The sequence below is a fragment of the Streptomyces sp. Q2 genome, from assembly GCF_056820935.1.
Genome location: NZ_JBXEJE010000038.1, coordinates 65,866 through 79,615, shown reverse-complemented (window position 1 = coordinate 79,615; position 13,750 = coordinate 65,866). Strand labels below are relative to the sequence as shown.

11 protein-coding genes are annotated in these 13,750 nt (G+C 71.8%); 8 read left to right on the top strand and 3 right to left on the bottom strand.

Features of this window, described 5'->3' with window-relative positions:
• Positions 1-14 precede the first annotated feature (14 nt).
• The 4 genes from glgA to ACWBNA_RS35340 all read left to right on the top strand — a co-directional run bounded on the left by glgA (position 15) and on the right by ACWBNA_RS35340 (position 5,544).
• Positions 15-1,166, top strand: coding sequence for a glycogen synthase (gene glgA, locus ACWBNA_RS35355; protein ID WP_482708601.1), 1,152 nt, complete (start codon positions 15-17; stop codon positions 1,164-1,166).
• A gap of 82 nt (positions 1,167-1,248) precedes the next feature.
• Positions 1,249-2,469, top strand: a complete 1,221-nt coding sequence (glgC, locus tag ACWBNA_RS35350) for a glucose-1-phosphate adenylyltransferase (protein ID WP_482708600.1) — start codon at positions 1,249-1,251, stop codon at positions 2,467-2,469.
• Between the two features lie 149 nt (positions 2,470-2,618).
• A complete protein-coding gene (locus ACWBNA_RS35345) occupies positions 2,619-3,947 on the top strand; it encodes a wax ester/triacylglycerol synthase family O-acyltransferase (RefSeq protein WP_482708599.1) in 1,329 nt (442 codons plus the stop codon).
• A gap of 103 nt (positions 3,948-4,050) precedes the next feature.
• Positions 4,051-5,544 carry an SDR family NAD(P)-dependent oxidoreductase gene (locus tag ACWBNA_RS35340; RefSeq protein WP_482708598.1) on the top strand — a complete coding sequence of 498 codons (1,494 nt, stop codon included), beginning with the start codon at positions 4,051-4,053 and terminating at the stop codon, positions 5,542-5,544.
• A 184-nt stretch (positions 5,545-5,728) separates the two neighbouring features.
• Here ACWBNA_RS35340 and ACWBNA_RS35335 read toward each other — a convergent pair whose 3' ends face one another.
• On the bottom strand, positions 5,729-6,586 hold the full coding sequence (locus ACWBNA_RS35335; RefSeq protein WP_482708597.1) for an SDR family oxidoreductase: 858 nt from the start codon (positions 6,584-6,586) through the stop codon (positions 5,729-5,731).
• A gap of 394 nt (positions 6,587-6,980) precedes the next feature.
• Between ACWBNA_RS35335 and ACWBNA_RS35330 the strand changes: the two genes are divergently transcribed.
• A complete protein-coding gene (locus ACWBNA_RS35330) occupies positions 6,981-7,154 on the top strand; it encodes a hypothetical protein (protein ID WP_217240078.1) in 174 nt (57 codons plus the stop codon).
• Between the two features lie 60 nt (positions 7,155-7,214).
• Positions 7,215-7,697 carry a GNAT family N-acetyltransferase gene (locus ACWBNA_RS35325; protein WP_482708596.1) on the top strand — a complete coding sequence of 161 codons (483 nt, stop codon included), beginning with the start codon at positions 7,215-7,217 and terminating at the stop codon, positions 7,695-7,697.
• Between the two features lie 28 nt (positions 7,698-7,725).
• On the opposite strand, the gene ACWBNA_RS35320 is transcribed toward ACWBNA_RS35325, so the two are convergent.
• On the bottom strand, positions 7,726-9,069 hold the full coding sequence (locus ACWBNA_RS35320) for an amidase (RefSeq protein WP_482708595.1): 1,344 nt from the start codon (positions 9,067-9,069) through the stop codon (positions 7,726-7,728).
• Between the two features lie 247 nt (positions 9,070-9,316).
• On the opposite strand from ACWBNA_RS35320, the gene ACWBNA_RS35315 reads away from it, so the two are divergent.
• Together ACWBNA_RS35315 and ACWBNA_RS35310 are read left to right on the top strand one after the other, a co-directional pair.
• A complete protein-coding gene (locus ACWBNA_RS35315; RefSeq protein ID WP_482708594.1) occupies positions 9,317-11,152 on the top strand; it encodes a family 20 glycosylhydrolase in 1,836 nt (611 codons plus the stop codon).
• Positions 11,153-11,167: 15 nt separating this feature from the next.
• Positions 11,168-12,703, top strand: a complete 1,536-nt coding sequence (locus tag ACWBNA_RS35310; RefSeq protein ID WP_482708593.1) for an alpha-L-fucosidase — start codon at positions 11,168-11,170, stop codon at positions 12,701-12,703.
• 6 nt (positions 12,704-12,709) lie between these two features.
• Here the strand turns inward: ACWBNA_RS35310 and ACWBNA_RS35305 are convergent, their stop codons facing one another.
• Positions 12,710-13,747, bottom strand: coding sequence for an alpha/beta hydrolase family protein (locus tag ACWBNA_RS35305; protein ID WP_482708592.1), 1,038 nt, complete (start codon positions 13,745-13,747; stop codon positions 12,710-12,712).
• Positions 13,748-13,750: the final 3 nt, after the last annotated feature.

Genomic DNA, 13,750 nt, shown 5'->3' with positions numbered 1-13,750 from the left:
ACAGGGGGTTCCGGGTGCGTGTGGGACTACTGACCCGCGAGTACCCGCCGGATGTGTACGGCGGCGCGGGTGTCCATGTCGAGTTCCTCGCCCGGGAGTTGAGGTCCCTCGTCGATTTGGACGTGCACTGCTGGGGCGAGGGCCGTGCCGACGGCGTGATCCGCCACCGCCCCTGGCCGGTGCTGGACACCGCCAACGACGCGCTGCGCACCTTCTCCGTGGATCTCGCGATGACCGCAGGCCTCGAAGGCCGCGAGCTCGTCCACTCCCACACCTGGTACGCCAACCTCGCCGGCCACCTCGGCAAGCTCCTGTACGGCATCCCGCACGTGATGACCGCCCACTCCCTGGAGCCCCTGCGCCCCTGGAAGGCCGAACAGCTCGGTGGCGGGTACGCCCTCTCCAGCTGGGCGGAGCGCACCGCGATCGAGGCCGCCGACGGGGTGATCGCCGTCTCCGGCGCCATGCGCGAGGACATCCTCGGCTGCTACCCGGCGCTGGATCCGGCCAAGGTCCACATCGTGCACAACGGCATCGACACCAGCCTCTACCGGCCCGACCACGGCACCGACGTCCTGCGCCGCATCGGCCTCGATGTGGACCGCCCGTACGTCCTGTTCGTCGGCCGCATCACCCGCCAGAAGGGCGTGCCCCACCTGCTGCGCGCGGTGCGGGACATCGACCCGGCCGCGCAGGTCGTGCTCTGCGCCGGCGCCCCCGACACCCCCGAGATCGACCAGGAGTTCCGCGAGCTCTTCCAGGAGCTGAGCCGGGTCCGTGAGGGCGTGCACTGGATCCCGCAGATGCTGCCCCGCCCCGAGGTGATCCAACTCCTGACGCACGCGGCAGTGTTCGCCTGCCCCTCGGTGTACGAACCCCTCGGCATCGTCAACCTGGAGGCGATGGCGTGCGGCACTCCCGTCGTGGCCTCCCGGGTGGGCGGCATCCCCGAGGTCGTGGACGATGGAAAGACGGGATTGCTCGTCCCGGTCGACGACGACTTCGAGACGGGCCTCGCGCGGGCGCTGGACTCGGTCCTCGGGGACCCGGTGGCCGCGCGGGAGATGGGCGAGGCAGGACGGGAGCGAGCGGTGGTCGAATTCGGCTGGGATGCGGTCGCCCGGCGCACGGTCCGGCTCTACGAGGAGATCCTCCGACCGGATTAGTGGGACGGGAGTCCTCGAACATGCGTAGTCCGCCCTGCTCGGGGGCAGGCATGGGTGATCAACCAGGGTGAGGGGAGCGGCCATGCGTCGTGGTGGTCCTTCGGTGCTCGGCATCGTGCTGGCGGGCGGAGAGGGCAAACGCTTGATGCCCCTGACCGCGGACCGCGCGAAACCCGCGGTCACGTTCGGCGGCACATACCGCCTCGTCGACTTCGTCCTGTCCAACCTGGTCAACGCCGACGTCCTGCGCATCTGCGTGCTGACGCAGTACAAGTCGCACTCGCTGGACCGGCACATCACCACCACCTGGCGGATGTCGAGCCTGCTCGGCAACTACGTCACCCCGGTCCCGGCCCAGCAGCGCCTGGGCCCGCGCTGGTACCTGGGCAGCGCGGACGCGATCCTGCAGTCCCTGAACCTCATCTACGACGAGCAGCCCGAGTACGTGGCCGTCTTCGGCGCCGACCACGTCTACCGCATGGACCCGCGGCAGATGCTCGCCCAGCACATCGAGAGCGGCGCGGGCGTGACGGTGGCCGGGATACGCGTCCCGCGCGGCGAGTCGTCGTCCTTCGGCGTGATCAGCCCCGGCTCGGACGGCCAGACGGTGGAACGCTTCCTGGAGAAGCCCGCCGACCCGCCCGGCCTGGCCGACGATCCCGAGTGCGTGTTCGCCTCGATGGGCAACTACATCTTCACCACCAAGGCCCTCATCGAGGCGCTGCAGCGGGACGCCGAGGACCTGACCTCGGTGCACGACATGGGCGGCTCGATCCTGCCGCAGCTCACCGACCGCGGCGAGGCCCAGCTGTACGACTTCAGCGCCAACCACGTGCCCGGCGAGACCACCCGCGACCAGGGCTACTGGCGGGACGTCGGCACGCTCGACGCCTACTACGACGCCCACATGGACCTCATCGCCGAACGCCCCGCCTTCAACCTGTACAACCGCAGCTGGCCCGTCTACACCCACTCGGGTCAGCTCTCCCCGGCCCGTTTCAACGCGGGCGGCATCGCGAGCGAGTCCATCATCAGCGCGGGCTGCCTGATCCGTGGCCAGGTCACCCGGTCGGTCCTCTCGCCGGGTGTCGTGGTCGACCCGGGAGCCGTGGTCCAGGGCTCGGTGCTGCACGACAACGTGCACATCGGCCGGGGCGCGGTGGTGCGCGGTGCGGTGCTCGACAAGAACGTTCAGGTGCCACCGGGCGCGACCATCGGCGTGAATCCGGAGCGGGACGCCGAGCTGTACACGGTGTCCAAGGGCGGCGTGATCGCGTTGGGGAAGGGCCAGCAGGTGCCCTGATTTCGCGCCTCGTTGCCCCTGTGGCGGGAGGGGCAAGGAGCGCCGGACTTAATCTGCTGTTAACTGAGCGTAGCCTGATCGTACTTGACCGTAATCGCTTGGGGGCGATTGACTGCTTGCCTCACCCGTCGTCGACGCGAGGCAAGCCATTGACTCCTGACGTGCTCGCACCTCTCGACCTGGCGTTCTGGAACATGGAATCCGCCGAGCACCCCATGCACCTGGGCGCACTCGGCGTCTTCACGGCACAGTCGCCCACGGCGGGCGCCCACGCGGCGGACCTGCTGGCCGCCCGGGCCGCCGCGGTGCCCGGACTGCGGATGCGGATCCGGGACGTGTGGCCCCTGGGGTTCCCGGGGGCCTTCGGCGGCGCGGCGCGCGAGCCCGCTCCGGACTTCGACCCGCTCGACCACGTCACCCTGCACGCCCCCACCGCGGACTTCCAGGCCGAGGCCGGCCGGCTGATGCAGCGGCCGCTGGATCGGGACCGGCCGCCATGGGAGGCGCACGTGCTGCCGGGGGAGGACGGCGTCTCATTCGCGGTCCTCTTCAAGTTCCACCACGCCCTGGCCGACGGCCTGCGCGCACTGACGCTCGCCGCCGCGATCATGGACCCGATGGACGTGCCCGCCCGCAGGCCCCGCCCCGCCGAGCCGGCGCGCCGCCTGCTCCCGGACGTCCGCAGACTGCCCGGACTGGTGCGCGGCGCCCTGTCCGACGTGGGCCGGGCCCTCGACATCGGCACCTCGGTCGCCCGCTCCACCCTGGACGTCCGTACCTCCGCCGCCCTCACCGCCCGGTCCACCGGCACCCGCCGCACCGCCGGGGTGGTCCTCGACATCGACGACGTGCACCGCGTCCGCAAGGCCGTCGGCGGCACCGTCAACGACGTCCTGATCGCCGTCGTCGCCGGCGCCCTGCGCCGCTGGCTGGACGAGCGCGGCGACGGCAGCGAGGGTGTCGCGCCGCGCGCCCTGATCCCCGTCTCCCGGCGCCGCCCGCGCACCGCCCACCCGCAGGGCAACCGGCTCTCCGGGTACCTGATGCGGCTTCCCGTCGCCGACCCGGACCCGCTCGGCCGCCTGGCCACGGTCCGCACGGCCATGGACCGCAACAAGGACGCCGGGCCCAACCGGGGGGCCGGCGCCGTCGCCCTGCTCGCCGACCACGTCCCGGCGCTCGGCCACCGGATCGGCGGACCGGTGATGAGCCAGGCCGCGCGGCTGTGGTTCGACATCCTGGTCACCAGCGTGCCGCTGCCGGGCATCGGCCTGAAGCTCGGGGGCAACCTCGTCACCGAGGTCTATCCCTTCGCCCCGCTGGCCCGCGGGCAGTCCCTCGCGGTCGCCATCTCGACCTACCGCGGGCGCGTGCACTACGGGCTCGTCGCCGACGCCGAGGCCGTACCGGACCTCGACCGGCTGGCCCTCGCCGTGACCGAGGAGGTGGCCGCGCTGATCACCGCCTGCGACCCATGATCACCACGGGTTTGGTGCTATGGCCCGGTGCTCCGTAAAATTCCCGGTTCGAACGCGTCGCCGTCGGAGCGCCGCACGAAACACCCAGGGAACGGCAGCGGCCATGACGGTGACAGACAACGGCTCGGCGACCACGGACGAGATCGTCTACGGTCCCGGCATCGACCCGGACCGGCTCGCCGTCTGCCTCGCCGTGCTCGAGGAACTCGACAAGCTGGACGTCGACCACCCCGACGCGATCACCGTGCGCCGCGCCACCGCGGGGATCTACCGCAGCGTCAAGCAGCGCCGCCGCCAGGAGCGCCGGGCCGCCAAGACCGCGCACGACAAGGCGGTCACGGAGGCCACGGCGACCGGCTCCGCCCAGCGCATCGACGACGAGACGGAGGGCATCCTGCCGTCGTCGGCCACCGGGGAGGGGAAGATCGCGGGGATACTCCAGCGCCCGCGCTCCTGCTACACCTGCAAGGCCCGGTACGTGGAAGTGGACTACTTCTACCACCAGCTCTGTCCCGACTGCGCCGGCCTGAACCGTGCCAAGCGCGACGCCCGCGCCGACCTCACCGGCAAGCGCGCCCTGCTCACCGGTGGCCGCGCCAAGATCGGCATGTACATCGCGCTGCGGCTGCTGCGCGACGGCGCGCACACGACGATCACCACACGCTTCCCGAAGGACGCCATCCGCCGCTTCAAGGCCATGGACGACTCGGGGGACTGGATGCACCGCCTGGAGGTCGTCGGCATCGACCTGCGCGACCCGGCGCAGGCCGTGGCCCTCGCCGACCAGGTCGCCGAGGCGGGCCCCCTCGACATCCTCATCAACAACGCCACGCAGACCGTGCGCCGTCTGCCCTCCGCCTACGCCGCCCTGGTCGAGGGCGAGAGCGCCCCGCTGCCGGCCGGTGAGCTGCCCGCCCACCACGTCATCGGCGCCTTCGGCTCCGGCGCGGTGGACGGTCTGGCCGCGCTGCCCGCCGGGATCTCCGGCCTGGACGCGCAGCAGGTCGCCGACCTCGCCCTGGTCGCGGGCAACGCGAGCGTGGCCCGGCACCTCGACGGCACCGCCATCGACGCGGGCGGCCTCGTCCCCGACGTCGTCGACAGCAACACCTGGGTGCAGACGATCGAGCAGATCTCCCCGGTGGAGCTGCTCGAGACCCAGCTGTGCAACTACACGGCGCCGTTCATCCTGATCAGCAAGCTCCGCCCGATCATGGCCGCCGCCGCCAGGCAGGCGACGAGCGGGCGCGCGCACGTCGTGAACGTCTCGGCGATGGAAGGCGTCTTCGGCCGCGGCTACAAGGGCGCCGGCCACCCGAACACCAACGCGGCCAAGGCCGCGATGAACATGGTGACGCGGACCAGCGCCCAGGAGATGTTCCAGGCCGACGGCATCCTGATGACCTCGGTCGACACCGGTTGGATCACCGACGAGCGCCCCCACTACGACAAGCTGCGCCTCGCCGAGGAGGGCTTCCACGCCCCTCTCGACCTGGTCGACGGAGCGGCCCGCGTCTACGACCCGATCGTGCGCGGCGAGGAGGGCGAGGACGTGTACGGCGTCTTCCTCAAGGACTACGCGCCCGGCAAGTGGTAGGGCGTTAATCGCTGGCTGGTCGGCGCGCCGCGGCCTACGGTGAGGAGCGCACGCCGCGGTGCCCGGTGCGATGGTCACGCGTACTTCCTGGTTCGACTCCAAGCAGGCCCACCCGCGGGCCTGTCGCCCTGAGGGGGCGACCGCGTAGCCGCCTTGATCTCGGGCACACCGCACGATGTCGTGTTCAGCGGTGTCCGGGTGCTCCCGCGTCGGTATCCGGCGGTGCCTGGGACCGCAGCCGCTCGTGCACCGCGTACGACGCCGACCCCGACGCGGCCCGCACCCGCGTGCCCCCGTCCACCAACAGGTCCGCCCCGGTCACCCACCGCGCCGCGTCCGACGCCAGCCACACCACCGCCCGCGCCACGTCCTCGGGTTCTCCGATCCGACCCAGCGGCAGCCCCGCCGCCACGTCCCGCTCGCCCGGCTCCCACACGAAACGCGCCATCTCGGTGCGTACGAGGCCGGGGGAAACGGAGTTGACGCGCACCCTGGGGGCGAGTTCACCGGCGAGTTGCCGGGTCAGGTGCAGCAGGGCCGCCTTGCTGGTGCCGTACGCGCCGACGCCCGGCCCGACGTGGCCGGCGCCCTCCGTGCAGACGTTCACCACCGTGCCGCCGTGCTCGCCCATCCAGGCCCGCCACGCGTACTGCACCAGCCGCAGGGCGGCCTCGACGTTGACGGTGAACGCCTCGCGCCAGGCGTCCGGATCCGCCTCCATGAGCGGCCCGAACGGCCGGTTCGTCGCCGCGTTGTTGACCAGTATGTCGATCCGCCCGAACTCGCGCAGGGTCAGCTCCGTGGCCTCCCGCAGGTGCACCGGGTCGGCCACGCTGCCCGCCAGTCCGATGCCGCCCAGCTCCTCGGCGGTCCGGCGCACGGCGTCGGTGTCGCGGGCGGTCACGCACACCAGCGCCCCGGCCTCGCTCAACTCCCGGGCCACCGCCCGCCCGATGCCGCGCGTGGCGCCGGTGACGATCGCGGCCCTGCCCTGGAGTGCCTGAAGTCCTCGGTGCCCTTGCGGTCCGTACGACGACGTCATCGCCGTACCGTCTCATGACGGGATCCGAACCGCGTCGCCTGTGCGGTGGCGTAGGCCATCCGAGGGATATCAAACCAGGCAGCATGTAACAAACCGGCGCAAACTCTGCCTGGGGAACCACGGGGCGACTTCGGATAGTTACCCTTTGTTTTCAGCCCTATCGAGCGGCGTGCCGCTCATTTGGTTAGTCTGTAGCGGACGGACAGCAGTACCGGGTTCTACCCACACCCAAGGTCCGTCATGGGACACGCCCGTTCACCACGGCCTGCTCTCGTACGAGCAACCGACGCCACCGCGTCCAACTGCATGTAGCCACACCCAAGCGGGCGTCTGGTACCGGGCCGCAGACTGGCAGGTACGCCCCGAGGGTGACCCGACACATAAGGAGTGCGCGGTGACACCGGAGACATCGAATCGCGAGCAACGCCCCAAGGAACGCACGGAGCGTGCGGGCCGCCGAGCCGGAGAGCTCGGCAGCCTCGACGTGTGGGCCCGGTCCGCCCCCATCCGCCTGGCGGGCTACGAGGACGACCTCGCCGAGCCCCACATCCTGCCCAGCGTGGACTGACGCCCGGGCAGAACCCGTCGTCGTGATCGCCGAAAGCATGGGCGTGCGAGACTCACGCCCATGCTGATCAGAGAAGCCGTGGCCCAGGACTGGCCACGGATCTGGCCTTTCTGGCACCGGATCGTCGCCGCCGCCGACACCTACACCTGGGACCCGGACACCTCCGAAGAGGCGGCCCGCGCCCTGTGGATGGCTCCGGCCAAACGCGTCTACGTCGTCGAGGACGACACCGGTGCCCTCGTCGCCTCCGCCTACCTCACCGCCAACTACGGCGGCCCGGCCGCCCGCATCGCCAACGCGGGCTTCATGGTCGACCCCGACCAGGGCGGCCGGGGCATCGGCCGGGCCCTCGCCGAGCACGTCCTGGACGCGGCCCGGGCCGAGGGCTACCGGGGCATGGTGTTCAACGCCGTCGTCGAGACCAACCCGGCCGTGAAGCTGTGGACCTCCTTCGGCTTCACGATCGTCGGCACGGTCCCGGACGCCTACGAACACCCCCGGCACGGCCGGGTGGGCCTGCACGTCATGTACAAGGCCCTCTAGTCATGTACAAGGCGCTCCAGCGGCCCCTCTACTGCAAAGGCGCGGTCCGCTGCCACGGACGCCGCTCCTCCAACTGCTCCGCCACGGCGAGCAGATCCGCCTCCGACCCCGGCCGCCCCACCAGCTGTACGGCGCACGGGGCGCCGGAGGGCAGGGTGCCGAACGGGACCGACATCGCCGGCCAGCCGGTCAGGTTCCACGGCGGCGTCAGAGGCGAGTAGTTGGTGTTGGCCAGGACGTTGCGCAGCCAGCCACGCTCGTGCCAGGCCGCGGCCTTGGGGGAGCGGCGGGCGAGCGCCGGGGTGAGCAGCACGTCGTGCTCGGCGAAGAACGGCTCCAGCCGCCGGCGCAGCGCCTCACGTCCTTCCCCGGATCGCACGGTGTTCACGAAACGGCGGCCCACCCTCGCGTGCACCCGGGTGCGCCGCGTCAGCAGCCGCCGGTCGAGACCCTGCGCGTCCACCGCGGTGCCGGCCGTCCAGTGGGCTAGCGAGGTGAAGCTCAGCGACAGCGGGTAGGGCGGGTCGGCCCGGCGTACCCGGTGACCCGCCTTCATGAGCAGCTCCGCCGCCTCCCGGACCGCTGTCGTGTACGGCCCGGTGACGAGGGTGCCGGCGATCGGGCTGCGCAGGGAGACGGCCACCCTGTGCGTGGCGGACGCGTCCCCTCGGACGAACCCGGCGTCCGCGAGGACCGACAGCATCAGGCGGGCGTCCTCGACCGTGGTCGCCAGGGGCCCGTTCTCGGACATGCCGAACCAGTCACCCTCGCTGATGCCGGCCGGGACCACTCCGGACCCCGGCTTGATGGTGACCAGGCCGCAGTTGGCCGCGGGGATGCGCAGGGAGCCCATGCCGTCGTTGCCCAGTGCGATCGGCACCAGGCCGGCGGCGACCGCGGCCGCGCTGCCCCCGGACGAGCCGCCGGCCGTGCGCGAGGTGTCCCACGGGTTGCGGGCGGTGCCGTGGACGCCCTCCGAGGTGCCGAAGACGCACAGTTCGGGCACGTTGGTCAGCCCCACGACCACCGCACCGGCCGCCCGCAGCCGGGCCACGGTGACATGGTCCTCGCCGGCGGGCGTCTCGGGCGTCGCCGCGGAGCCGATGCGCATGCTCTCGCCGCGCACCGCCAGGTTGTCCTTGACGGCCACCGGCACGCCTGCCAGGGGCAGTTCGCCCAGGTCGCCCCGCGCGGCCACCTCGTCGGCCTCGGCGAGCGCGGCCTCCGTCCGGACCACCCGGAAGGCGCCGACGCGGGCGTCGAGCCGCTCGATCCGGGCGAGGTGCTCGGCCACCACCTCGCGGGGGGTGGCCCGCTTCTCCCGGACGGCGGCGGCGATCTCTGCGGCGGTCCGGCCGACCCAGCTGGTCACGGGGGCTCCTCAGGGCTACTCGCGAGTACGTAGGGAGAACTCTGCCCGGGCGCGGGCGCCGCGTCGAGAGCGCTCGCGCTTGGACATTCCGACCGGTCCTCTTGGACTTTTCGCGGTCCGGCGGTCGACCTCGTCGGCCGACCCGGCAGGTCATCCGATCAATGACCCAACTTCAGTGCCATCGTGCCCCGTTGACAGGTGGATTGACCGAGCCAATCATCAGGCCTCCGATGAATGGGAGTCGCTCATGAGGAAACGGCTGAGACTGATCGGCGTCATGGCGGTGCTGATGGTGCTCCTGGCGCCGGCTTCGGCCCTCGCGCGGCAGGAACCGGGGCCGCCGGTCACCGTCCCCGCCCTGACCGACTGGACCCCCGCTCCCGGCAGCTACGTCTTCCGGCGCGGCACACGTGTGGTGGCGGACAGCCCCGCCGAACGCCGGGTCGCCGGCACCCTGGCCGACGATCTGCGGGCGGCGGGCCACGGCACGGTCCCCGTCGTGCGGGGCGGCGCCCGCGCCGGTGACATCGTCATCGGAGTGCGGCAGTCCCGGGCGGCGCTCGGCGACGAGGGCTACGAACTGCGTGCGGGGGAGCGGCTGTCGGTGACCGGCGGCACCGAGACCGGCGCCTTCTACGGCACCCGGACCCTCCTCCAGCTCCTCGCGCAGGGTGACCGGATCCCCGCCGGACGCACCGTCGACGTGCCGCGCTACAAGGAGCGAGGGGCCGGCGTCTGCGCCTGCTACATCCACGTCTCGCTGCCCTGGCTGGAGAACCTCGTCCGTGAGATGGCGTACCACAAACTCAACCAGCTGCTCCTCGAACTCAAGGTGAAGAGCGACGCCCACCCCGAGGCCAACACCTGGGGCTACTACACCAAGGACGAGATCCGCCGCCTCGTCGCCCTCGGCGACCGGTACCACGTCGAGATCATCCCCGAGATCAACTCCCCGGGACACATGGACCCGTGGATCGAGAACCGGCCGGATCTCCAACTGACCGACTCCGACGGCGCCAAGCAGCCCTCGCGCCTCGACATCACCCAGAAGTCCGCCTTCGACTACTACACGAGCCTGATCGACGAGTACGCCCAGGTCTTCACCGCCGGTTCCTGGCACATGGGGGCCGACGAGTACATGCTCGGCTCCGACTTCGCCAAGTACCCGCAGGTCCTGCGATACGCCCGGGACAGGTACGGCCCGGGCGCCACGCCCCAGGACGCGTTCATCGACTTCGTCAATCGCGTCCACGCCTACGCGGCGGCCAAGGGCAGGACACTGCGCATCTGGAACGACGGCCTCACCGGCGCCAACACCGTGCCGGTGGCCGCGGGCACGACCGTCGAGCACTGGCTGAACGTGGCGACGAAACCGAGCCGACTCCTCGCGCAGGGCTACCCGTTGATGAACGCGGCCTACGCGCTGTACCTCGTCCGCGGCGGCTTCCACAGCGACACCAAGGGGCTGTACGACCAGAGCTGGGACCCGCGCAGCTTCGAGGGCGAGAAACTGGCGTCCGGCGACGGCGTCACCGGTGCGAAGATCAGTCTCTGGCCCGACAACGGCCGTGGTGAGACCGAGAACGAGGTCTCCGTCGCCCTGTGGCCCGCGCTGCGGCACATCGCCCAGGCCACCTGGGGCGACCCGCACCCCGACCCCGACTACGCCGCGTTCACCGCGCGCGGCACCGCCGTCGGGCACGCTCCGGGGTGGCGGGACCTGACCCGGGTGCCGGTGCCGGACGGGACGTACACCTTCGCCTCGGACGGGCTCTCCTTCGACGCCGAGGTGCGGCGCACGGCCGACGGCTACGTGACCCTGCGGACCGCCGAGGGCTGCCTGGAGATACGCGGCGGCAAGCTCACCCTCAACGTGCCGCTGCAGCCGGGCATCGAGGCCGGCCCGCAGACCTGCGACGCCGCGAACACCCTGCAGCGCTGGGAACTGGAGCCCGCCCCGGGCGGCTACCTCCTGACCAACGCGATCACACGGATGGCCGTCACGGTGAGCGGCGACGGCCGGCTCGCGCAGTACCCGCCCGACCAACGGCCGCCCGCCCTCTGGCACCTGACCGCCCACTGACGTGAGGAGCCCCCCATGACCGTCTCCCGACGCCTCTTCGTCACCGCTGCCACCGCACTCGCCGTGACCGGGGTCCCGGCCCTGCCGGCGTCCGCCGCGGAGGAAGACCCCCGCCAACGCATTCCCGTCTCCCCGGACGACACCGAGGCCGACCTGGTCCGCAAGGCATCCCAGGTCCGGCCCACCGCACGGCAGATCGCCTGGCAGCGCCTGGAGCGCACCGCGTTCCTGCACTTCGGCGTGAACACCTTCACCGGCCTCGAATGGGGCACCGGCGACGAGGACCCCGACGTCTTCCAGCCGGCCGGCCTCGACACGGACCAGTGGGCCAGAGCCCTGCGCGACGGCGGCTTCAAGCTCGCCATCCTCACCGTCAAACACCACGACGGCTTCGTCCTCCACCCCTCCCGCTACACCGACCACACCGTGGCGTCCAGCAGTTGGCAGGGCGGGAAGGGCGACGTACTGCGCTCGTTCGCCGACTCCATGCGCCGCCACGGCCTCAAGGTCGGCGTCTACATCTCGCCCGCCGACGAGAACCAGTACCTGCACGGCGTCTACGCCAACGGCAGCGCCCGCACCGAGCACACCATCCCCACCCTCGTCGACGGCGACGACCGCACACCGTCACGGACGTACACCCTCCAGGCCACCGACTACGGCGCCCACATGCTCAACCAGCTCTACGAGGTCCTCACCGAGTACGGCCCGGTCGACGAGGTGTGGTTCGACGGCGCCCAGGGCCACATCCCGCCGGACAAGGTCGAGAAGTACGACTGGGACAGCTGGTACACCCTCGTGCGCACGCTCGCCCCGGAAGCCGCGATCGCCGTGTCCGGACCCGACGTGCGCTGGGTCGGCAACGAGGGCGGGCCGGCCCGCGAGGACGAGTGGAGCGTCGTACCGGTACAGGAGAAGGACTACGGGCGCACCGACTACGCGCTCTCCTACGACGCTCCCGACATGGGCAGCCGCGACGCGCTCGTCCAGGCTCGGCCGGTGGCCGACTACCTGCAGTGGTGGCCGGCCGAGTGCGACGTGTCCATCCGGGACGGCTGGTTCTACCACGCCGACCAACGGCCCAAGACGGTCGAGCAGTTGACGGACATCTACTTCCGGTCCGTGGGCCGCAACGCGGTGCTCCTGCTCAACGTCCCGCCGGACACCGACGGGTTGCTGCCCGCCGCGGACGTGGCCCGGCTGCGGGAGTTCCGCGAGCGGGTGGACCGGGAGCTGCCCGAGGACCTGGCGAGCGGAGCCCGGACCACCGTGTCGTCAGGCCGGGTCACGCTCGACCTCGGCACGGAACACGAGGTGGACCGGATCCGGCTGGCGGAGGACGTGCGGCACGGCCAGCAGGTGGAGAGCTTCGTGGTCGAGGCGTATCGCGACGGCGCCTGGGCGGAGGTGACCCGGGCGGGCACCGTCGGCGCGAGCCGGATCCTGCTGCTGGCGGCCCCGGTGCGGGCGCGGCGGTGGCGGATGCGGGTGACGGGGGCGCGGGCGGCCGTACGGATCGCGGAGTTCGGGCTGTACCGCTCGCGCGTGTGAGCAGCCTCAGCGCAGGTGGCGCTCGAAGAACGCCGTGGTGGCGTCCATCGAGCGCGGCCACTGCGGTCCGAACGTGTGGGCCTCGCCGCTGTACGTGCGCAGCTCGACGTCCTTGCCCGCGGCCTCGAACGCGGCGACCGTCCGCTTCGTCCAGGCGAGGGGGCACGTGTCGTCGGCGGTGCCGTGGTGGATGAGCAGCGGCTCGGTCACGCGGTCGACGTAGGTGACCGGCGAGACCGCGCGCCAGAACGCCGGATTCTCCTCGGGGGTGCCGTGCTCGGCCTCGATCTCGGCGACGACGGGGTCGTCGTCGGGCCGCTGGAAGTGGTCGATGTTCTCGGCCGGGCGCGAGCTGACCGGCGCGAAGGCGACGGCGGCGTCGAACAGCCCTGGAGCCACCACCAGGGCGTTGTAGACGACACCGCCGCCCATCGACCGGCCCAGCAGTCCGATGCGGTCGCCGTCGATCTCCGCACGCCCGGACGAGCGCAGGGCCAGCGCCGCGCCGATGACGTCCTCGGTGTAGCCGAGGCGCAGGTTGACGTCGTTGTCCGGGTCGTCGTCCGACCCGGCGTGGTTGCGGTAGTCGGTGTGCAGGACGACATAGCCCTCGCGGGCCAGCAGGTCCTGTTCGCGGGCGAGGCCCCGGCCGGTGGTGTAGACAGCCGGGTCGATGTAGCCGTGGGCCAGGACCAGCGCCGGGAAGGGTCCCTTGCCCGCCGGGATGTTCATCAGGCCCGAGATCGTCAGTCCGTTCGCCTCGTACGTCACCCGGTAACTGGTGTAGGCGTCGGTGCGGGCGAGGACGGTACCGAGCCGCAGTCCGGAGCCCTGGTGCTTGCGCTGGATCAGGCCCGGGATCGACACCGGGTCGACGGGCGTGCGGGCCGGGGAGGGTGTCACGGTGGGGGCCCGGCTCGCGATGGTGGTCGGCGCGGGCGGGCTGCTGCGGGCGCCGTCCTCGTCACCGCCGCCTTCGGTGCAGCCGACCGCGGCCACCAGCACCGTCGCGGCGGCTGCGCAGAGCGTTCCCCAGGACCGCATACG

Coding starts and splice junctions, on each gene's coding strand:
- ACWBNA_RS35315 (WP_482708594.1), top strand. CDS start 9,317: ATGAGGAAACGGCTGAGACTGATCGGCGTCATGGCGGTGCTGATGGTG.
- glgC (WP_482708600.1), top strand. CDS start 1,249: ATGCGTCGTGGTGGTCCTTCGGTGCTCGGCATCGTGCTGGCGGGCGGA.
- ACWBNA_RS35305 (WP_482708592.1), bottom strand. CDS start 13,747: ATGCGGTCCTGGGGAACGCTCTGCGCAGCCGCCGCGACGGTGCTGGTG.
- ACWBNA_RS35310 (WP_482708593.1), top strand. CDS start 11,168: ATGACCGTCTCCCGACGCCTCTTCGTCACCGCTGCCACCGCACTCGCC.
- ACWBNA_RS35325 (WP_482708596.1), top strand. CDS start 7,215: ATGCTGATCAGAGAAGCCGTGGCCCAGGACTGGCCACGGATCTGGCCT.
- ACWBNA_RS35340 (WP_482708598.1), top strand. CDS start 4,051: ATGACGGTGACAGACAACGGCTCGGCGACCACGGACGAGATCGTCTAC.
- ACWBNA_RS35335 (WP_482708597.1), bottom strand. CDS start 6,586: ATGACGTCGTCGTACGGACCGCAAGGGCACCGAGGACTTCAGGCACTC.